Source organism: Hymenobacter polaris, assembly GCF_012927305.1.
GTDB classification, from domain to species: Bacteria; Bacteroidota; Bacteroidia; order Cytophagales; family Hymenobacteraceae; genus Hymenobacter; species Hymenobacter polaris.
In genome coordinates this window covers 2,228,743-2,248,662 of record NZ_JABBGH010000001.1, presented here as the reverse complement: position 1 = coordinate 2,248,662, position 19,920 = coordinate 2,228,743, and the positions used below count along the sequence as shown (strand labels likewise).

At 63.4% G+C, this 19,920-nt stretch carries 16 protein-coding genes; 14 read left to right on the top strand and 2 right to left on the bottom strand.

The window, feature by feature from the left end:
- Nucleotides 1-8: 8 nt before the first annotated feature.
- Entirely contained in the window at nucleotides 9-2,597 is a 2,589-nt protein-coding gene (locus HHL22_RS24375) for a T9SS type B sorting domain-containing protein (protein ID WP_169530742.1), read from the bottom strand.
- A gap of 406 nt (nucleotides 2,598-3,003) precedes the next feature.
- Here HHL22_RS24375 and HHL22_RS09520 point away from each other — a divergent pair, with 406 nt between their 5' ends.
- From HHL22_RS09520 to HHL22_RS09490, 7 genes are all read left to right on the top strand, one after another.
- Entirely contained in the window at nucleotides 3,004-5,988 is a 2,985-nt protein-coding gene (locus HHL22_RS09520) for an SWIM zinc finger family protein (protein ID WP_169530740.1), read from the top strand.
- A gap of 8 nt (nucleotides 5,989-5,996) precedes the next feature.
- On the top strand, nucleotides 5,997-7,094 hold the full coding sequence (locus HHL22_RS09515) for an ATP-binding protein (RefSeq protein WP_169530739.1): 1,098 nt from the start codon (nucleotides 5,997-5,999) through the stop codon (nucleotides 7,092-7,094).
- Nucleotides 7,095-7,401: 307 nt separating this feature from the next.
- A complete protein-coding gene (locus tag HHL22_RS09510) occupies nucleotides 7,402-7,704 on the top strand; it encodes a hypothetical protein (protein ID WP_169530737.1) in 303 nt (100 codons plus the stop codon).
- Nucleotides 7,705-7,832: 128 nt separating this feature from the next.
- Nucleotides 7,833-8,465 (top strand): SMI1/KNR4 family protein, encoded by a 633-nt coding sequence (locus tag HHL22_RS09505; protein ID WP_169530735.1) that lies wholly within the window; start codon nucleotides 7,833-7,835, stop codon nucleotides 8,463-8,465.
- A gap of 3 nt (nucleotides 8,466-8,468) precedes the next feature.
- On the top strand, nucleotides 8,469-10,745 hold the full coding sequence (locus tag HHL22_RS09500) for a DUF5682 family protein (protein ID WP_169530733.1): 2,277 nt from the start codon (nucleotides 8,469-8,471) through the stop codon (nucleotides 10,743-10,745).
- A gap of 174 nt (nucleotides 10,746-10,919) precedes the next feature.
- Nucleotides 10,920-11,288: an Imm51 family immunity protein gene (locus tag HHL22_RS09495; RefSeq protein WP_169530731.1), complete on the top strand. Its 369-nt coding sequence runs from the start codon at nucleotides 10,920-10,922 to the stop codon at nucleotides 11,286-11,288.
- Nucleotides 11,288-12,397, top strand: a complete 1,110-nt coding sequence (locus tag HHL22_RS09490; protein ID WP_169530729.1) for a VWA domain-containing protein — start codon at nucleotides 11,288-11,290, stop codon at nucleotides 12,395-12,397. Before HHL22_RS09495 ends, HHL22_RS09490 begins: the two co-directional genes overlap by 1 nt.
- 386 nt (nucleotides 12,398-12,783) lie before the next feature.
- On the opposite strand, the gene HHL22_RS09485 is transcribed toward HHL22_RS09490, so the two are convergent.
- Entirely contained in the window at nucleotides 12,784-13,185 is a 402-nt protein-coding gene (locus tag HHL22_RS09485) for a SpoIIAA family protein (protein WP_169530727.1), read from the bottom strand.
- Nucleotides 13,186-13,382: 197 nt separating this feature from the next.
- On the opposite strand from HHL22_RS09485, the gene coxB reads away from it, so the two are divergent.
- The 7 genes from coxB (at nucleotide 13,383) to HHL22_RS09450 (ending at nucleotide 19,804) form a co-directional block, all read left to right on the top strand.
- On the top strand, nucleotides 13,383-14,309 hold the full coding sequence (gene coxB, locus HHL22_RS09480) for a cytochrome c oxidase subunit II (protein WP_169530725.1): 927 nt from the start codon (nucleotides 13,383-13,385) through the stop codon (nucleotides 14,307-14,309).
- A 3-nt stretch (nucleotides 14,310-14,312) separates the two neighbouring features.
- Nucleotides 14,313-16,004, top strand: a complete 1,692-nt coding sequence (gene ctaD / locus HHL22_RS09475) for a cytochrome c oxidase subunit I (protein WP_169530724.1) — start codon at nucleotides 14,313-14,315, stop codon at nucleotides 16,002-16,004.
- Nucleotides 15,994-16,551 (top strand): cytochrome c oxidase subunit 3, encoded by a 558-nt coding sequence (locus tag HHL22_RS09470; RefSeq protein WP_169530722.1) that lies wholly within the window; start codon nucleotides 15,994-15,996, stop codon nucleotides 16,549-16,551. The genes ctaD and HHL22_RS09470 overlap by 11 nt, the downstream gene beginning before the upstream one ends.
- Before the next feature lie 115 nt (nucleotides 16,552-16,666).
- Entirely contained in the window at nucleotides 16,667-17,587 is a 921-nt protein-coding gene (locus tag HHL22_RS09465) for a cytochrome c oxidase assembly protein (RefSeq protein WP_169530720.1), read from the top strand.
- 23 nt (nucleotides 17,588-17,610) lie between these two features.
- Nucleotides 17,611-17,835 carry a hypothetical protein gene (locus tag HHL22_RS09460; protein WP_169530719.1) on the top strand — a complete coding sequence of 75 codons (225 nt, stop codon included), beginning with the start codon at nucleotides 17,611-17,613 and terminating at the stop codon, nucleotides 17,833-17,835.
- The gene (locus tag HHL22_RS09455) at nucleotides 17,822-18,400 is read left to right on the top strand and encodes a QcrA and Rieske domain-containing protein (RefSeq protein WP_169530718.1); all 579 of its coding nucleotides are present in this window, start codon (nucleotides 17,822-17,824) and stop codon (nucleotides 18,398-18,400) included. The genes HHL22_RS09460 and HHL22_RS09455 overlap by 14 nt, the downstream gene beginning before the upstream one ends.
- 9 nt (nucleotides 18,401-18,409) lie before the next feature.
- Nucleotides 18,410-19,804, top strand: a complete 1,395-nt coding sequence (locus HHL22_RS09450) for a cytochrome b N-terminal domain-containing protein (RefSeq protein WP_169530716.1) — start codon at nucleotides 18,410-18,412, stop codon at nucleotides 19,802-19,804.
- Nucleotides 19,805-19,920 lie beyond the last annotated feature (116 nt).

Below are 19,920 nucleotides of genomic sequence, written 5' to 3'. Positions count from 1 at the left end.
AGCCGTGCTTAGCGAATAATCTCTACCGCCCCTTTGTAGCGAACGCCAGTGGCAGCTTGGTGCAGCACGTAGTAGTAAACGCCCGGGGCCGCCGCTGGCCCCCAATCGTTGGCATATGCCGTTGTGGTGTATACCTGGCGACCCCACCGGTTGAAAATGGTCAGTTCCCAGGGGCCAGCGGCTAGCCCAGCCGGGGCGAAGGAGTCGTTGCGCCCGTCCCCGTTAGCCGTAACCACATTCGGTAGTAAAAGGCAACTTTGGTAAGCAATGCGCCGCGTAACTGCGTGCTGCGCGCAGGGCGTTGTGATGACTAGCTCGTAGGTGCCGGGTGTGCTCACCGTTAACGAGGCGGCGGTGGAGCCGTCCGACCAGCGGTAAGCTAGATGATTTCCCATGGGGGCTTGCAGCACTAACGTGGTGCCCTCGCAAAGGGTAGTATCAGCCCCTAGGGTGAATGCGGGCAGGGGAGGCGCCGCGGCAACCCGCCACGTAGCGGTGCTGCTGCAGCCACTGGCAGAAGTAGCTCGCAGGGAATAAAGACCCGGCTGCCCGATGCGGATGACCTTGGTGGTTTCTCCCATGCTCCACTGGTAGGCGGTTGCTGGGCTACCGCCAGCAGTTAAGCGTCCTACTTGGCCCGCGCACAGCACAGAGTCGCCCTGAATTACTGCAGCAGGTACGCTTACCTGCTGCGTGCGAGAGAGGGTGCACCCGTTGGCAAACGTAGCGGTTACAGAATACGCCCCTGGCTGCGTGATAGCCACTATAGAACTTGCCTCGCCCGTGCTCCAGCGGTAAGCAACAGCGCCCGGGGCTAGGGCCTCTAGTGTGGTGCGGCTGCCTGCGCAGAGCAGGGAGGGCCCTTGCAGTTGAAGCGTCGGCTGGCGGACGCGCACTTGCTGCGTGGCCTCGCAGCCGGAGCTGTAGTGGACCGTGAGCGAGTACACGCCGGGTTGCGTAACGTCAATAGAGGCGGTGGTAGCGCCGGTGCTCCACGCGTAGGCAACGGCGGAAGTACCGCCTAGGGCAGTCAGCGTCAGCGGCTGCCCCGCGCACAGCAGGGTGTCGCCCTGGATGCGGAGAGGAGGATTGGCCACTTGTACGCGGTGGGTGGCGGTGCTGACCTGCCCGTCGGCGAAGGTGGCGCTTACCTGGTAGGTGCCCGCCTGCGTCACGGGCAGGGTGGCGGTAGTTGCCCCCGTGTTCCAGCGGAACGTGGCCGGGCTGGGGGACGCTACTGCCGTAAGCTGTACTTGGCCCCCTGCACAAACGGCGGTATCCCCCACAATCTTCACCGTAGGCGGCGTGGGATTAATCTGAAATGCCCACCAGTCGGGCTTTACGTAATCGCCTGGCTTATGAGTGGCTAACTTTTGAGAGACTAAGTCCTCCGAGTCAGTGAAACCGCCTATCACCAGCTTATTAGCCGCCGTTAGTACCAGACTGCTTAGCCAATCTGACCTGCTGCTGCCAAAGGTGCGGTCCCATTCTACTTTGCCCTGCGCGTCTACCTGGACCACCCAAGCGTCTTCATGCCCGCGGTTTGCCTCGCTGTGGTTTCCAGAAATGCCGGACCAGGAAAACCCACCCAAGAGGTAGTGACCATCGGGCGTCAAGAGCACATCAGTGAGCTGGTCGTAGCTCGTGCCCCCAATCGTGCGGTCCCACTGCTTGCGTCCTTGGGCATCTACTTTAATCAGCCAATAGTCACCGGAATTACCTAGGTAAGGCTCGCTTTTATCGCCCGACATATCGGACTCCGACGTGCCCCCTAGCAGGTAGCCTCCGTCGGGCGTGGGCTGAATAGCGGCTAAAAACTCATCGCTCCGCCCGCCGTAGGTCCGGTCCCACTGCTTGCGCCCCTGGCCATCTAGCTTTACCAGCCAGTAATCAAGCTGCCCCTGGCCCGGCTGCGTTTTGTCGCCGCTGACGCCCGAACTGGATTCCCCACCTAGCAAGTACCCTCCGTCGGGCGTTTGTCGCGCTATGCGCAGCCACTCGTAGCCCTGCGCCCCAATCGTGCGGTCCCACTGCTTATGTCCTTGGGAATCAAGTTTTACTATCCAGTAGTCCCCCGCGTTATCAATGTAGCCCGTTTTATCCCCGGATACGGGCGAATTTGAAGTGCCCGCCAGCAAGTAGCCCCCGTCGGCCGTGGCTTGTAAGCTCCAGAGGATATCGTTACCCGTACCACCAAAAGAGTGCTCCCACTGCGTGGTCCCTTGGGCATCCAGTTTGACTATCCAGTAATCAATTAAGCCCTGGCTAACCTGCGTTTTATCGCCGCTTTTGCCGGAGGTAGAAGTGCCGCCCACAATACAACCCCCATCGGCCGTCGGCTGCAAGTCCTGCAAGCAGTCCACCCCGGTCCCGCCCAGCGTCTGGTCCCATTGCTTGTGGCCGGTGGCGTCCACCTTTATCACCCAGTAGTCCTCGTCGCCCCTACTAGGTTGACTGCGGTCACCGCCTTCTATAAGGTCGTTGGAGCCCCCTAGTAAGTATCCGCCCCCCACTGCCGGCCGCAGGCAGGCGAGCTGGTTCAATCCTGCCGTGCCATAGGAGCTACTCCACTGCACCGTAGGAGTCTGGGCTGACACCTGAAAAGATACTAGCGTAAGTGCCCCCAGGTAACTTACCCGCTGAGCCCAACCCTGCGCACGGAATAAATAGGATAAAAATGATAAAAAATTAACTAGCAAACGGAATGCAAGCACTAGTGATGGAGAATAAAATATACTTTATTCAAAGCTATTAGCATAATCTTAGTTTATAAAATGAGACAACTAGTAATAAGCTTATATTAATACTTATTCTTGATTATGGGATGTAAGCGGGCGCGATTAATCAAGCAAGCCCGAAGTGGCCGTATGAGGTTTTTTCCTAGGTTCTTTTTTCTCCCGGTAACCCACTTGCCTCTCTGGCTGCCGTGAGGGTAGAAGCAACTAGCCGGTGCTACTTTGTGCCCCGTTATGTGCACCCCGGCGGCCAATTTCTACTAATTGCATGATTGCTTACTCCGAAGACCAGGCGCGGGCCTTCGTAACCGATGCGGGCACGCTGCAGCGGGGGCAGCAGCTGGCCCAGCCCACCAAGTGGAGCAACCTAGGCCGCACCGCCGACACCGCCTGGGGCGAGTGCGCGGGCAGCGGCGCCAAGCCCTACCTGACGGGCATCGACCTGCGCGAGCCGGCCTTTAAGTGCTCGTGCCCTAGCCGCGTGTTTCCGTGCAAGCACGGGGCGGGCCTACTGCTGCTGCTGGCCCGCCAGCCCGCCCTTTTCGCGGCTACTACGCCGCCGGCGTGGCTGGAAGAATGGCTGGCCAAGCGCCAGCAAACTCAGGCCAAAAAAGAAGAAAAGGCCGCGGAGCCTCGCCCGGTAGCACCCGAGTCGGCAGCCGTAGCGGCCGACTCCGAGCCCACGAGCACACCTGGCAGCGGCGTAGCGCCCGCCCGGCTGGCCCGCATGGCGCAGGGGGCCGATGAGCTGGAAATCTGGCTGCTCGACCTGGTGCGCCACGGGCTGGCAACCCTCAACCAGCAGCCCCCCAGGTTTTGGGAAAGCCAGGCCGCCCGGCTGGTAGACAACCAGCTGCCGGGCCTGGCGAGCACCCTGCGCGAGCTAGCCACGCTGCGCCACGCCCACGCCGACTGGCCCGCCCGGCTGCTGGCCCGCCTAGGCGAGCTGTATTGGCTGGTGCGCGCCTTCCAAAACCACGCGCAGCTGCCTGCCGCCACCCGGCAGGAAGTGCTGCAGCAAGTGGGCATTGCCATCAAGAAAGAAGAGCTGCCCGCCTACGCCAGCCCCGTAGCCGACGAGTGGCAGGTGGTCGGCCAGTTTACTTGGGAGGAAGAGCGCCTGACGGCCCGCCGCAGCTGGCTCTATGGCCTGGGTACCGGCCGCCACGCGCTGGTGCTGGAGTTTGCGTTTGGCAGCCAGGCTTTTGCGACGCCGCTGGTGCCGCAGGGTATTTATGCGGGAAGCTTGCTATTTTACCCTGGGCCCTCACCGCTGCGGGCCGCCCCCGCCGCGCTGACGTTTGTGGGCTCGGCTTCTTTGGCTGGCGCGCCGGCCGCGCAACAGCCTGGCCAGCTGCTCGCTGCCTATGCGCAGGCGCTGGGCCAGCAGCCGTGGCTGCGCGAGTGGCCCGCCACCCTAGGGCCGGTGCAACTGGCGCAGCAGCCCACGGGCCATTGGGCCCTGGTGCACGCCACCGACTCCGTGGCGCTCCCGCTGCGTTTTACGGATGGCGATGCGCCCTGGCAGCTGCTGGCACGTAGCGGAGGCCAGCCCATGACCCTGTTTGGTGAATGGGACGGGCGCGCGTTTCGGCCGCTCAGCAGTTGGCCCAGCCGGCCAGAAAGCGCAGTGCCGGCCGCCCCACCGCTCGGGCCGGCCGCCGCTGGCGAGGCCACCGCCAGCGGGCCGCCTAGGTCGGCTTTTCCGCCCTTTGCGCAGCTCTTGCGTATTGCCCTGCTGGGCACCCGCCAGAGTGGGGAGGCGGTGCCGCTGGTGCCGGGGCTAGCCACCCCCGCCAATAGCCCCGAGCAGCAGGTGCTGCTGGCAGCGGGCACCTTGGCCCTGTTGCAAAAGGCCGGTTTCCAGCCTCCTAAAGCCACTGCCGAACCGCCTGCCCCGGCCCCCGCCGATACCTGGCAGCCGCTCGGGCCCCTAGGGACCGATGCCTTCCGCACGCTGCTGGCCAATAACCAGTACGCGGCTTTTCGCACCGACTACTGGCAGCAGCTAGCAAAGCACCAGCGCCTGGTGCCGCCGGCGCTGCTGGTTGCGGCTCTGAATACAGAGAGCTTTCGGCAGTACTCGCCGGGTAACCTGGCTTTGCTGGGCGAGCGCGGCCGGTGGCTGGCGCAGCAGAACCCCGACTGGCACGCCGTACTAGCGCCCGAGCAGCCGGCCGAGGACCTAGGTACCTGGGAAACCGGCACGCTAGCCCAGCGCAAGCGCTTTATCGGGCAGCTGCGCCAGACGGATGCCGCGCTGGCCCGGCAGCTCCTAGGGGCCGCTTTGCCCGCCGAGCCTGCCGCCACCCAGGCCGCCCTGCTGGGCGAGCTGGCTTCCACCATCGAGGCGGCCGATGCGGCGCTGCTGACCGCCTACCTTTCCGCTAAAAGCAAGGAGGTGCGCCAAACCGTGGTGCCGCTGCTGGTGCGCCTGCCGCAGTCGGAAGTGCTAGCGCGGCTGTGGCAGCGCGCCGCGCCCTATTTAAGCCTGAAGCGCCCGCTGCTGGGGCGTACCAAGCTGCTCGTGGCGCTGCCGGAGAGCTGGGATAAAGCGTGGCAGGCCGACGGCATCGAGCAGAAAACGACGAGCATCGAAGGTGGCGGGGAGCGCGCCGGCTGGCTGGGCCAGCTGCTAAGCCTACTGCCGCCCAGCCGCTGGACCACCCACCTAGGGGTGTCGGCCGACGAGCTGCTAAACCTGGCCGCCGAAACCGAGTGGCACACGCTGCTGCTGCGGGCCTGGGCGCGAGCCACCTATCTGCATCAGGAGAAAGCCTTTGCGGCGCCCCTGCTGCTGCGCCACTTCACTCAGCCCACGTTGCTGGCTCAGCAGCAAGTCACCCACCTGTTTGCGCTGCTGCGCGCGGACGAGAAGCTGGCGTTGCTGCGCGCCCAACTGCCGCCCCGCACGAGCGAACTCCCGAGCTTTCTGCCCGAGCTGCTGGCTTACGTCTCCGCGCCGTGGCCCGCCGATGTGGTGCAGGCGGCGCTCCGCTTTAGCGCGACGGTGCTAGCGCCGGCCGCGGTTTACCAATACACCGAGCCATACCAGCGCTTCGCGGCGCTGTTGGCGCGCCTGGCCAGCAGCCTGCCCGACGACCAATTTTCGACCTGCACAAACGTGCTGGCGCCCCTAGCGGTCACTTATCCACCCGTGGCCACGCTCGTCGAGCACTTTGTAGAGTCAGTGCGCTTCCGCCAGCAGCTAACCGCCAGTCTTACCGAACCTTCCACCCCTTCTACTTTCTAAGTTCCCGCATGGCCCCTTCCTTGCCGACCGACCTGCTGCGCCCCCACGCCGAAGACCTCTACGCCGAGGAGCTCGCTGCCCTCAAAGCCGCCGACGACCGCCCCAAGCCGCCCAACTGGCAGCTCTCGCCCTGGGCCGTGGTCACGTACCTCCTAGGTGGCAAATTGGATAATGGCTTCGAGATTGAGCCCAAGTACATCGGTCAGCGGCGGCTGATGGAAATCGCGGTGGCGACCCTGGCCACCGACCGCGCCCTGCTGCTGCTCGGCGTGCCCGGCACCGCCAAAAGCTGGGTGAGCGAGCACCTTACGGCCGCCATCAGCGGGCACACCAACCTGCTGGTGCAGGGCACCGCCGGCACCGCCGAAGACAGCCTGCGCTACTCCTGGAACTACGCCCGCCTGCTCGCCGAGGGTCCCTCGCTGGCCGCCCTGGTGCCCAGCCCGCTCTACAAAGGCATGCAAACCGGCCAGCTCGTGCGCATCGAGGAGCTCACCCGCATCCCCTCCGACGTGCAGGACACGCTGCTAACCATGCTCTCCGAAAAAGTGCTGCCGATACCCGAGCTGAGCACCGAAATCCAGGCCACTCAGGGCTTCAACGTCATTGCCACGGCCAACGACCGCGACCGCGGCGTAAACGAGCTGAGCAGCGCCCTGCGCCGCCGCTTCAACGCCGTGGTGCTGCCCCTGCCCGCTAGCCTGGCCGAAGAAGTCCAAATCGTGCAAACCCGCGTAGCCAAGCAGGGCCGGGCCCTGCAGCTGCCCGTGGAGGCCCCAGCGCTGGAGCAAATCAGCCGCCTGGTCACCATCTTCCGCGAGCTGCGGGCGGGCGTCACCGACAACGGCAAAACCAAGCTCAAGAGCCCCAGCGGTACCCTTAGCACCGGCGAGGCCATCTCGGTGATGAACGCCGGCCTGGCGCTGGCCGCCTACTTCGGCGACGGCACCCTGCGCGCCCATGACCTAGCCGCCGGCCTCACCGGCGCCGTGGTCAAAGACCCCGCCCCCGACCGCGTGGTGTGGCTCGAATACCTAGAAACCGTAGTAAAGGAGCGCGACGGCTGGAAGGATTTGTACCGCGCGTGCCGGGAGGTAGTGGAGTAAGTGGTTGCTAAACGTAATAATTAAGATGGTTTTTTCTGCTTTGCCTCAAGGCCGTAACCTAGGGCTATTAGTGCTGCTCCTTTTGCCGTGTCTATACACTGCGCTAGCCTCACTACTTGCCTGGACAGGAGTAGAGGGGCGCTATATCATCATTACACTCACGAGCGCCCATTATTAGGGTTTTATCACCGTAGCGAGTTGCTTTATTAGTTATCTGTGGCTGCCCTCGTACTTCCGCTATGCACTTGGTATCACCTTATTGCTAAATCTATGTAATCTGGTCGCTCTTCTACCTGGTGTTGTATCAATGGGCCTTTCCTTCGGTGAAGTGCGCGTAGGGCTCAACCCTTTTGCGCTGCCCTTGCTCATTATCTACTATTCTCTGAATCGCTCGGCTGTCCACGCTTTTACTCGCAAATACCTGTTGCCTACTCCGTCGCCGGCAGCGCTAGCCCGCCAGCGTCGCGAGAGCATCAACCAGTTTAAAGAGACGTTCAAGCGCAAGTCTAATGAGAGCTTACAGCAGATGCTAGCCGACAACAGGCTAGTTTCTAACGCCCTGGTTGCAGCGCGCGAGCTTTTGGAAGAGCGCGGTATACTATCCCGTTAATCTTATAGTTGCGTTGTTACTCATGCCTACCGCTTTAGCGGGTAAGGTAACATTATAAGCCAATTATTTCGGCTTAAGCTTCAACCCAAAGAAAGGCTTCCCATTCACTCCTTAGTTACTTCGCTGCTATGGTTAATGACGCCCTAAACCACATTTCACATTGGCTAGCGCGCCATGCCCCTCGTATTCTAAACGAGAGCCTAAGTCCTGGTGCTTCTGAAGCTGATTTAGCAGCTCTAGAAGCCGCCATTGGCCAGCATCTACCGGCGGATTATAAAGCCTTATACCTACGCCATGACGGCCTAAACGAAGAAGCTGAAAACTTCGGCAACTTCTTCTATGGAATGAGCTTCCTACCCTTGGCGGAGGTAGCAGCCAACTGGCAACGCCGGGCCGACGTGCGAGTACCCGTACCGGTGCGTCACGCTCACTCTGGTCTTAAAGCCGACAACATGCAACGTCCGCAGTGGCTCTGCCTAGGTTTTGATGGCTCCCACGTATGGCTTTGCGTGGATTTAGACCCGGCGGGTGGGCACCGCTACGGGCAGATTATTCTGGTAGACGAAGAAGCAGAAACCGCCTTTACTGTCGCTGATTCAATTGTAGGCTTACTCACCGATTTTGCCCACGACTTGCAAAAAGGCCGTTATGCGCTCGACCCCGATGCCCTAGCGGATGATAACGAATACCTCTTACCGAACGCCGAGATTGACCTCGTCAACTGGTCAACTGCTGCCCGCTGGGCATCTTTCCACGCTTAGCCTATGCCCACCGACCTGCGTCTCTTCGGCATTCGCCACCACGGCCCCGGCAGCGCGGCTAGCCTCGTAGCCGCGCTCGATGCCTTCCGGCCCGACATCGTGCTGCTGGAGTGCCCCGCCGATGCGGAAGCGGCCCTAGCCACCGCCACCCACCCCGAGCTGCGGCCGCCGGTGGCGCTGCTCGTCTACAACCCCAAGCAGCAGGGGCAAGCGTCGTTTTTGCCGTTTGCCGAGTTTTCGCCCGAGTGGCAGGCCATTCAGTGGTGCGCCCGCCACGCGGCCCACGTGCGCTGCATGGATTTGCCCATGGCCCTGCGCTTCGGCCTGAAAGACGCGGTGGCCGAGGCCCTAGCCCCCCCTAGCGCCCCCGAGCCCGCCGCCCCCGACCTAGGGCCGGCCGCTGAAACCCCAGCCGCCAGCGAGCCCGCCGACGCGCTCGAAGCCGACCCGGTGGCCTACATCGCCCGGCTGGCGGGCTACGCCGACTCGGAGCAGTGGTGGGAAACCCACCTCGAACACGCCCCCGGCAACGCCGATACCTTCGCCGTGGTGCTCGACCTGATGACGACCTTGCGCGAGGAACTAGCCCGCCCGGAAACCGAGGAAACCCTGCTGCGCGAGGCCTTCATGCGCGAAACCCTGCGCGCCACCCTAGGCCAGGGCTACGCCCGCGTAGCGGTAGTGTGCGGCGCCTGGCACGCGCCGGTGCTGCAACCCGAGCTGTTCAAGAAAGAAGACAAGGCTCGCCTCAAAGGCCTGAAGAAAGTGCCCACCGAAACCACTTGGATTCCGTGGACTTACGAGCGGCTGTCCTTCAGCTCGGGCTACGGGGCGGGGGTGCTGTCACCGGCCTGGTACGAGGTACTGTTCAGCCAGCCCCGCGCCGAGGTGCTCACCCACTGGATGGTGCAGGCCACGCGCCTGCTGCGCGGGCAAGACGTGGATGCCTCCTCGGCCCACGCCATTGAGGGGGTGCGATTGGCGGCGGCGCTGGCCGCCGTGCGGGGCCTGACCCTGCCGGGCATTGATGAGCTGCAAGAGGCGGCCGTGGCCATCCTAGGGGGCGGCTACGCCGAGCCGCTGGCCCTGGTGCACCGGGCGCTGGTTATTGGCGAGAAGCTGGGCGAAGTGCCCGCCGGCCTGCCCGCCACACCCTTGCAGCAAGACCTAGCCCAGCAGCAAAAGACGCTGCGCCTCAAGCCCGAAGCCCTGCCCAAGCCGCTCGACCTCGACCTGCGCCAACCCACCCAGCTCGACCGCAGCCACCTGCTGCACCGCTTGCGCCTGCTCGATATCACCTGGGGCAAGCCCGAAGAGGTGGCGGGCAAGAGCGGCACGTTCCACGAGCTCTGGAAGCTGGCCTGGCAGCCCGAGCTGGCGCTGGCCGTGATTGAGGCCGGGCGCTGGGGCAATACCGTGCTCGCCGCCGCTGCGGCCCGCGCCACCGCCCGCGCCGCCGAAGCCACCACCCTCGAAGCCGTGAGCCAATTGCTGGAAGACGCCCTGCGCGCCGACCTAGGGCCCGCCATTCCGGCGCTGGTGGCGCGGCTCGAAAGCATCGGGGCCAGCACCCGCGACGTGGCGCACCTGCTCGCCGCCCTGCCCCCGCTGGTGCAGGTGCTGCGCTACGGCAACGTGCGCCGCACCGATACGCAGCAGGTAGCCCAGGTAGTGCAGCAACTAGTGCCGCGCCTCTGCATTGGCCTGCCCGCCGCCTGTACCGGTCTCGACTACGCCGCGGCCCAGCCGCTGCTGGCGCGCATCGAGGCAACCCACCAAGCCATCCGGCTGCTCGAAAACCCCGCCCACGCCGCCGACTGGTACGCCGCGCTGGCCGCCGTGCAGCGTAACGCCGCCAGCAACGGCCTGCTGGCCGGGGCCGCCGCCCGCTTTCTCTTCGACGCCCAGCAAGCCGATGCTGCCGCCACGGCCACCACGCTCGGCCTGGCCCTAGCCCCCGCCCAGCCCACCGACTACGCCACCGCCTGGATTGAGGGCTTCCTGCGCGGCAGCGGCCTGCTGCTCATCCACCACCGCGAGCTATTCGGCCTGCTCGACACCTGGCTAGGTAACCTGCCCGAAGACACCTTCCGCGAAATCGTGCCCCTGCTGCGCCGCGCCTTCACCGACTTCTCGCTCCCCGAGCGGCGGCAGCTACTAGAGCTAGCCAGCCGCGATGCCACGGCGCCCGTGGCTAGCGCCGATGAGGCTGACTTTGACTGGGAGCGCGGGGCGCTGGTGCTGCCGGGACTCTACCAACTGCTGGGAGTGCCTTCGTAATAAACTACCCTTTGATAAATCCCTTCTCTGACGAGTCATGCTGAGCTTGCCGAAGCATCTCTACCGCATCCATCCCTAGGTCCGTTCAACGGGGCGGTAGAGATGCTTCGGCAAGCTCAGCATGACAGCGTACTTTCTCTTGTAAATCGTCCCTTTCTACACACCTAGTAAGCTATGGCTGACACTTTTCCCTTTCTAATTCATAAAATTGAGGATATTCATCCTCTAATGCCCAAACGGATTTTTAGCATTTTAGTAGATGTAGGCAGTTATGAACACGGAGACGTTTTCGAGCAATACGGTTACACTGGTAATGGACCTTCTTGGGCCGAGCACATCCAAGCCATTATCGAAGTACACGACCCTAAGCTACTAGACCACCTAGAACGAGATGAAGAGGGCGATACCTACCTCATTTATGCTGATAGCCAGATGGCAGTCGATAGGTTTCTGAAATTGACTGTCCCCATCTTTTCAGACCCGGCGAAGCTGGACGAGCACCTTAGCCAAACGGACCCGGAGGAGTTTTTTGAGCTAGAATAATGGCTGACAATTCAACCCGCTGGAAACTCGTGATGGGCAGCGCCGCCGACGCGGCCGACTCTGTGCCCCTGCCGCCCGACTACGGCCGCATGGATGAAGTGCTCACCGCCCTCTACGACGGCGACAAGGCCGAGCGCAAGGCGGGCCTGGGTGGCTCGGCGCCCCGCGTGAGCCGCTGGCTGGGCGACATCCGCGCGTACTTTCCCACCGAAGTAGTGGCCGTGATGCAGCAAGACGCCATGACGCGCCTAGGGCTCAACCAGCTGCTGCTGGAGCCCGAAATCATGCGCACGGTGCAGGCCGACGTGCACCTGGTGGGCACCCTTCTATCCCTGAGCCGCGTGATGCCGCAAAAGGCCAAGTCCACGGCCCGCGAGGTCATCACCAAAGTGGTGCGCGAGCTGGAGCAGAAGCTCGCAAACCCCCTGCGCCAGGCCGTGCAGGGCGCCCTGAGCCGGGCCGTGCGCAATTCGCGCCCGCGCTTCCACGAAATCGACTGGGGCGCCACCATCAAGGCCAACCTCCGGCACTACCAAGCCGCCCACAAAACCGTGATTCCGGAGCGACTGGTAGGCTTCGGCCGGCGCGGGCAGGCCCTGAAGGAAATCGTGCTCTGCGTAGACCAAAGCGGCTCGATGGCCTCGTCGGTGGTATACGCAGGCGTATTCGGGGCGGTGCTGGCCTCGCTGAAAGCCGTAAAAACGCACATGGTGGTTTTTGACACGGCCGTCGTCAACCTCAGCGAAAACCTGCGCGACCCGGTCGATTTGCTATTCGGGGTGCAGCTGGGCGGCGGCACCGACATCAACCTGGCCCTAGGGTACTGCCAGCAGCTCATTACGCGCCCCACCGATACGATTCTGGTCCTCATCACCGACCTCTACGAGGGCGGCAACGAGCGCGAAATGATAAAGCGCGCCGCTTCCCTCAAAGCCGCCGGCGTGAACCTGGTAGTGCTGCTGGCCCTCAGCGACGACGGCGCCCCGAGCTTCGACCGCCGCGTGGCCGAGCAGCTCGCGGCGCTAGGCATTCCCAGTTTTGCCTGCACCCCGGCGCGGTTTCCGGAGTTGATGGCGGCGGCCATCCAAGGGCAGCCACTGGCTAGCTAAGGAAAAATAGTTTGGAGCGCTAGGCTCATAAATGGGGCAAGTGCTGTGCTAATACACTCTGCACTAAAGAGCTAAATGAAGTGGTAGCGGTCAAGCATAGCTCCGTGTAGATAAATAAGGGGGCAAACTACCTGTCCTAGCAGGGAGTGCAAAGGGTAGCGCAACTATTTCCAGCTGCTCGCTTAGAACGTCGGGCAAACTACCCCACCCGGTGGGTGGGGTAGTAAGGTGGTCGGGTAAAAACAGCTAGTGGGAATTCTTTCCTGCCACCGCCCATGCTCGACAAAACACTTCCGAGCAACTCGCCGCTGACCCGCAAGAAATATACGCTGACTTTCAAAGCCGAGCGCGGGCGCCAAGTAGCAGGCCCTAGGGGGGAACCCACGTTAGGACTGGTAAATCGAGGCTGTTTCCTCGTGGGTTGGGTCGGCCCCAAGCGCCCAGCGCAGGGCTTCCGCTTTCTGGTCGGCGGTGAAGTGCTTGACCTCGGCCGGGGTGAAGGTGCTGGTGACGGCAGCAGCGGCTTTAAGCAGCAGGTTACCGTTGCTGACGATGGCGGCGCGGTTGAAATCGTTGAAATGCTGGGCGTCCTGCTTAATTTCTTCCCATAGTGCGGGCAGCGTAACGGCGTCCATCTCCCCGACTTCGAGGTACACGTTCACCTTGCCCCAGCGCTTCACTTTGGCATCCAGCGTGGGCACCACGCCGGCATAGTCTTCTTTGGTGAGATGGCCTGCGATAGTGAAGCTCAGCAGATTTTGGTCGGGATAATCGACAGCATTGAACATAGTAAAATACAGCTTAAAAGGAATTTAGCACCAGCACTACTTCGGCCGATGTACCTTTTCATATACCGCCTAGGCAGCTAATGGGTTATGGTTAGGACTTGCAAATCAGCAGGTTCACTTAAAATTCACCTAACAAATGCGCTCGCCCTGGCGTATCTTGTTACTCGCTCGCCTTTCGGCTTGTTTCATTTTTCTTCATGCGCTCCATCTTCTCGTCGGCTACTCAGGAGGCCGAGCGCCTGCACCGGCTCGATACGTATTTCATTATCGCCGCCCTAGCAGTACTGCTGCTGGTGGCCGCCCTCACGGTATACTACGCTATCAAGTACCGCGATAAGGGCGATGGCGTGGAGCCTGAGCAAACCTCCAGCAACCTTAAGCTGGAAGCGGCCATGCTAGTGGGGCCGACGCTGCTCGTCGCGGCCTTTTTCTTTCTCACCATCCGCACCACGCAAGCTATTCTGCCTCCAGCCGGCCGGCTGGTGCCGGCGGTGCGCATTGTGGGGCATCAGTGGTGGTGGGAGGCTACCTACCCCGGCACCAACGTGGTGACGGCCAATGAAATCCACTTGCCCGTAGGCCAGCGGCTGCTCATCGAAGGCACCTCGGCCGACGTGATTCACGACTGGTGGCTGCCCGCCTTTGGCGAGAAGATGGACGTGATACCGGGCCGCCTCAACCACGTGTGGGCCACCATTCGGGCGCCGGGCGTGTACGAGGGGGCGTGCAACGAGTTTTGCGGCCAGCAGCACGCCTGGATGCGCATTCGGGTGGTGGCCCACACCCCAGCCGACTACGCCCGCTGGCTAGCCGCGGCGGGCCAGCCCGCCGCCCCGCCCACCGGGGCGCTGGCCCAGGCCGGCGGGGCGCTGTTCGCGCACTACGCCTGCAGCAGCTGCCACCAGATTCGGGGCACCGCCGCCCACGGCCACCAGGGGCCCGACCTCACGCACTTCGGCAGCCGCCGCACCATGCTGGCCGGGTTGCTGGAAAACAACCCCGACAACCTAAGTCGCTGGCTGACTGACCCGCAGGCCATCAAGCCGGGGGCGCACATGCCGCGCTTCATCTTCGGGCGCGACTCCATCCGAGCCCTTACCGCCTACCTCACGCAGCTCAAATAGCTTATGGCCAATACTACCGTTCTGGTGCCGGAGCCGGCGCGGCCGCTGCCCGGCCTGAGCATCAACAGCAGTCAGGGGCTGCTGCAGTGGATTTCGTCGGTCGACCACAAGCAGCTGGGTATCATGTACCTCTGGATGGCCCTGCTGTTTATGCTTGTTGGCGGCCTCGAAATTCTGCTGGTGCGGGTGCAACTGGCGGTACCGCGCAACACGTTTCTGAGCCCGGAGGCCTACAACCAGCTCTTTACCATGCACGGCACCACCATGATATTCTTCGTGGCGATGCCGGCGCTCTTTGGCTTTGGCATCTACTTCGTGCCCCTCATGATTGGGGCCAACGAGATGGCCTTCCCGCGCCTCAATGCGCTGAGCTTGTGGCTGACGCTGTTTGGCGGCTCGCTCATGTACTTCAGCTTTTTGGCCGGGGGCGCACCCGATGCGGGCTGGTTCAACTACGCGCCGCTCAACCAGTTCAACTACTCCTCCAGTCCCGGCGTGGACTACTACTGCGCGGGGCTGCTGCTGGCGGGCATCGGCACCATCACGGCTTCTATCAACTTGGTCGTGACTATCCTGCGCTACCGCATTCCGGGCATGCGGTTCAAGGATATGCCGGTGTTTGTGTGGATGATGCTGCTCACGGCCTGCCTGGTGCTGGCCTCGTTTCCGGCCCTGAACGCGGCCCTAGCCATGCTGCTGCTCGATAGGCAGCTGCACGCCCACTTTTTCGACGTCACGGGCGGGGGCTCGGCGGTGCTTTGGCAGCACTTGTTCTGGCTGTTTGGGCACCCCGAGGTGTACGTGCTCATTCTGCCGGCTTTCGGCATCTTTTCGGAGATTTTCGCCGTGTTTTCGCGCAAGCCGGTGTTTGGCTACGCTTTTATCGTGGGCTCGGGCATTGCCATTGCGCTGCTGGCTTTTGGGGTGTGGGTGCACCACATGCTGGCCGTGGGCCTAGGCAACACGGTAAACGGGTTTTTCTCGGCCAGCAGCATGCTCATCGGCATCCCGACGGGCATCAAGATTTTCAACTGGCTGGCCACCATGCACGGCGGCTCGCTGCGCTTCACGGTGGCCATGCGCTTTGCCATTGCCTTTTTGGTCGAGTTCACCATCGGGGGGCTGAGCGGCATCGCCTTCGCCATCGTACCTATTGACTTACAGCTCACTGACACCTACTTCGTGGTGGCGCATATCCACTACGTATTCATCGGGGGCACGCTCTTTGGGCTATTTGCGGGGCTGTTCTACTGGTTTCCGAAGATGAGCGGGCGCCTGCTAGACGAGCGGCTGAGCAAGTGGTTTTTCTGGTTGTTCGTGGTGGGCTTCAACGGCACCTTTCTGGTGCAGCACGTGCTGGGCACCCTAGGGATGCCGCGCCGGGTGTACACCTACCCCGACCTGCCGGGCTGGGGCCTGCTGAACATGATTTCGACCGCCGGCGGCTTTCTGATGGGCGCGGCCACGCTGCTGCTGGTGTACATGCTGGTAACCGCCATCCGGCGCGGCCCGCTGGCCCCGGCCGACCCCTGGGACGCCTATACCCTGGAGTGGGCCACCACCTCGCCGCCCACCCTGCAAAACTTCGACCGGGTGCCGCCCGTGCGCAGCGCCCGCCCCTGGCGCGACCACAAGCGGCCCGATGATGCCGACCATCTCAAACCCGGTAAAAAGAAAGGCGTGCATGGAAAATAGACTGTTAATGAAGCTGGTCGTGGCCACCGAAACGCTGTTTTTTTTGGCCCTGCTCCTGGTATTCGTGTATTTTTCGCTGGGGCCGGGCTTTCGGCAGCAGCAGCTGGCCGCCCTCGACTGGCGCACCACCGGGGCGTTTACGCTGCTGCTGTTTGCCAGCAGCTTTACCTACTGGCGGGCCGAGGCGAGCTATCGGCAGGGGGCGCCCGGGCGCCTCAAGGGCTGGCTGCTGGCTACCATCGGCCTAGGGGCCGTTTTTCTGCTGGGGCAGGCGCGGGAGTTTCACGGCTTGTTTACCCGGCACATCGACCTAGCCGCCAATACATTCGGCACCAGCTTTTTCACGCTCACCGGCTTCCACGGCCTGCATGTGCTGGCGGGGCTGCTCATCCTGAGCATCCTCACCGGGCTGGCCTTCGCCGGCGACTACGACCGGCCTACGTCGTCCATTTTCAGCGCCGTGGGCATCTACTGGCACTTCGTGGATATCGTGTGGGCGGTGGTGTTTACGGTGGTGTACGTGCTGCCGCATTTTATGCGAGTTTGACCGTGCGGGCGTGCGCCTCACCCCCTAGCCCCCCTCTCCAAAAAAGGGGGCTAGGGGGTGAGGTTCCCCCGCGGAGGGCGACCCAGCTACAACTATTTTACAGCTAAATACTACTATGCATTCTCCCCCTTCAATTTGGGCGCAGTGGCACGCCAGCCCGGCCTTGCTGCTGCTGGTAGCCGGGCTGGCGGCTGCCTACTTTGGGCTGAGCGGCGGGCGCTGGCAGGCGCGGGGCGGGCTGTATTTTACGGCCCTGGGGCTGCTGGCGCTGGTCGAGGCGTCGCCCCTGCACTACTTGGGAATGCACGCGCTGTTCAGCGCCCACATGGTGGTGCACATCGTGGTGCTGCTGCTGTGCGGGCCGCTGCTGGTGCTGGGCTTGCCGCCTGCGCTGCCGTCCACCGTGGCTCGGCGACTGGCCCGGTTTTCGGGCTGGCTGCGCGGGCATACCTGGCTGGCCTGGCTGGCGGGGGTGGGTATCATGTGGGGGCTGCACGTGCCGGCCGTGTTCGATGCCTCGTTTGGGGGCCTGGATGCGGCCTTCGGCCTGCCGGCGCTGCTGCCGGTGGTGGCGATGCTGCTGGCGGGGGCGCTGTTTAGCTGGCCGCTGGTGGGGCCGACGGCCGAAGCGCACCTGCACCCATTGGCGGGGGTGGTGTACCTATTTTCTGCCTGCGTGGGGTGCTCGCTGCTGGGTTTGCTCATCACCTTCGCCCCGGCCGATACCTACCAGCATTACGCCCGCGCCGGGTGGTGCGGCACGCCTAGCCTAGCCCCCGACTTTGCCAGCAACCCCTGGGGCCTCTCGCTGGCCGATGACCAGCAGGCGGCCGGGCTTATTATGTGGGTGCCGTGCTGCTTTATCTACCTAGGCGGGTGTATGTACTTGGTGGCGAAGTACTTTATGGCGGATGAGGGGGTAGCCCCACCCCCGGCCCCTCCCCTGCGGGGGAGGGGAGCCATTCGTCCACTTACGTTAGCTAGCGTCAGGCTCCCCTCCCCCGCAGGGGAGGGGCCGGGGGTGGGGCTGCACTAGAATAATAGCTAATCATAAACCTTATGCCTTCCCCTAGCCCCCTGCCCCAACCCCAGCCCGCCGACTGGCCCAAAGCCCGCCCCGAGCGCCTGCCCAAGCCCACGTATTGGCCGTTTTTCCTGGCCGTGGGGCTGGCCTTCATATTCTGGGGCCTGCTCACGACCTGGGTCATCCTGGCGGCGGGCTTGCTCATTTTCGCCATCTCCCTAGGGGGCTGGATAAATATTCTACGCCATGAACAGTCCTGATTTACCCGCCGATAAAGCTCCCCAACCGGCCGTGGACGCGGCCGACCAGCAGGCCGCCGACCACGAGCTGAGCGCGCCGCGCCGCGAGTTTCTCGTCAAGCTAAGCCTGGGGCTGAGCGGGGTGGCGGCGCTGGCCGTGGGCGTGCCGGTGGCGAGCGCCGTGCTGGCCCCGCTATTGCAGCCCGACCCCCAGACTTGGCGCAAGGTGGGCACGCTAACCGATTTCGCGGTCGGCTCCACGCACCTGGTTAAGTTTGAGAATGCCGACCCGGTAGCGTGGTCGGGCGTGTCGAGCGAGTCGGCGGCGTGGCTACGGCGCGACTCCGACACGGCCTTCACGGCTTTTTCGGTCAATTGCGCCCACCTAGGCTGCCCCGTGCGCTGGGAGCAGGACGCGGGCCTCTTTATGTGCCCCTGCCACGGCGGCATTTACTACAAAGACGGCTCGGTGGCGGCCGGCCCGCCGCCCCAGGGCCTCACCCAATACCGCATCCGGGTGGCGGCCAACCACGACGTGGAGCTGCTCACCGCGCCCGTGCCCATCACCAACATTACGCCCACCTAGGGCCCGCCGATGAGGAAGTTTTTACGTGCGGCCGGGGCCTGGCTCGACGACCGCCTCGGTATTTCGGATACGATTATGCCCCTGGCCCGGCACCTGGTGCCGCCGGGGGCCAAGTGGAGCTACGTGTTTGGCAGCGCCGCGCTGTTTTGCCTTATCTTGCAGGTAGTCACGGGCGTAGCGCTCACGCTGCTTTACCAGCCTACCTCGTCAGAGGCCTACCAGTCGCTGCAATTCATCACCCACCAGGCGGTATTTGGGCGCACCTTGCGGGCCATCCACTACTTCGGGGCGTCGGGCATGGTGCTGCTGGTGGGCGTGCACATGCTGCGGGTCTACATCACGGCCTCATACAAGTTTCCGCGCGAAATGAGCTGGGTGAGTGGCGTGTTTCTGCTGTTTCTGACCCTGGCCATGGCCTTTACCGGGCAGCTGCTGCGCTGGGATTCCAATGGGGTGTGGTCGGCGGTGGTGGCGGCCGAGCAGGTGGGGCGCATCCCGGTGGTGGGCACGCTGGCGGCGCGGCTGCTGCTGGGCGGCGACACCATCGGCGGGCAGTCGCTGAGTCGGTTTTACTCCTACCACACGCTGCTGTTTCCGGCCATTTTGTTTGGGCTGGTAGGTTTGCACCTGTACCTGGTGCTGCGCAACGGCGTGTCGGAACCCGCCGAGGCCGGCCGGCCCGTGGACCCTAAAACCTATCGGCAGTGGTACCAAGACATGCTCAAAAAGGTGGGCGTGCCCTTCTGGCCCAACGCGGCCTGGCGCGACATCGTGTTCAGCGCCGCCGTTATCCTGGTTATCGTGGCGCTGGCCGTGGGGTATGGCCCGCCCGAGCTCACGCAGCCGCCCTCCCCGGCCCGCATCCACGCCAACCCCGCGCCCGACTGGTACCTGCTGCCCATCTTCGCGCTGTTTGCGCTCATGCCGGCCCGCATCGAGTCCTACGTCATCTTCATCGGGCCGGTGCTCACGGTGCTGGGGCTGCTGGCGCTGCCGTTTATCTCTAATGCCGGCGAGCGCAGCCCCTTGCGGCGGCCCTGGGCGGTGTTTGGGGCGGGGTGCGTGGTGGTCTTCATGGGTAGCCTGCTGCTGCTGGGCGAGCAGGCGCCGTGGTCGCCCAAGTTCGACGCCAAGCCCCTCACCGCCAACAGCGTCCACTCCGCCGACCCGGCCGTGCTGCGCGGGGCCATGCTGTTTTCCAAAAAAGGCTGCCTCTACTGCCACCTCATCGACGGGCACGGCGGCCACCGCGGCCCCGAGCTAACGGCGGTGGCCCGCCGCCTCACGCCCGGCGAGCTGCGCATCCGCATCGTAAACGGCGGCGGCAACATGCCCGCCTACGGCGGCGTGATTTCGGAGCAGGAGCTGGCTTACATTATTGCGTTCTTGAATACGCGGAAATAGAGACAACGGGGGAGTGAATGCCCTCCGCTACTATTGCCCAATAAGCGCCATTACCCCAGCGCATACCGACCGGGTGCCACTGGCGAGGCCCCTAGGCTCTCAAGCAGCTAATACCG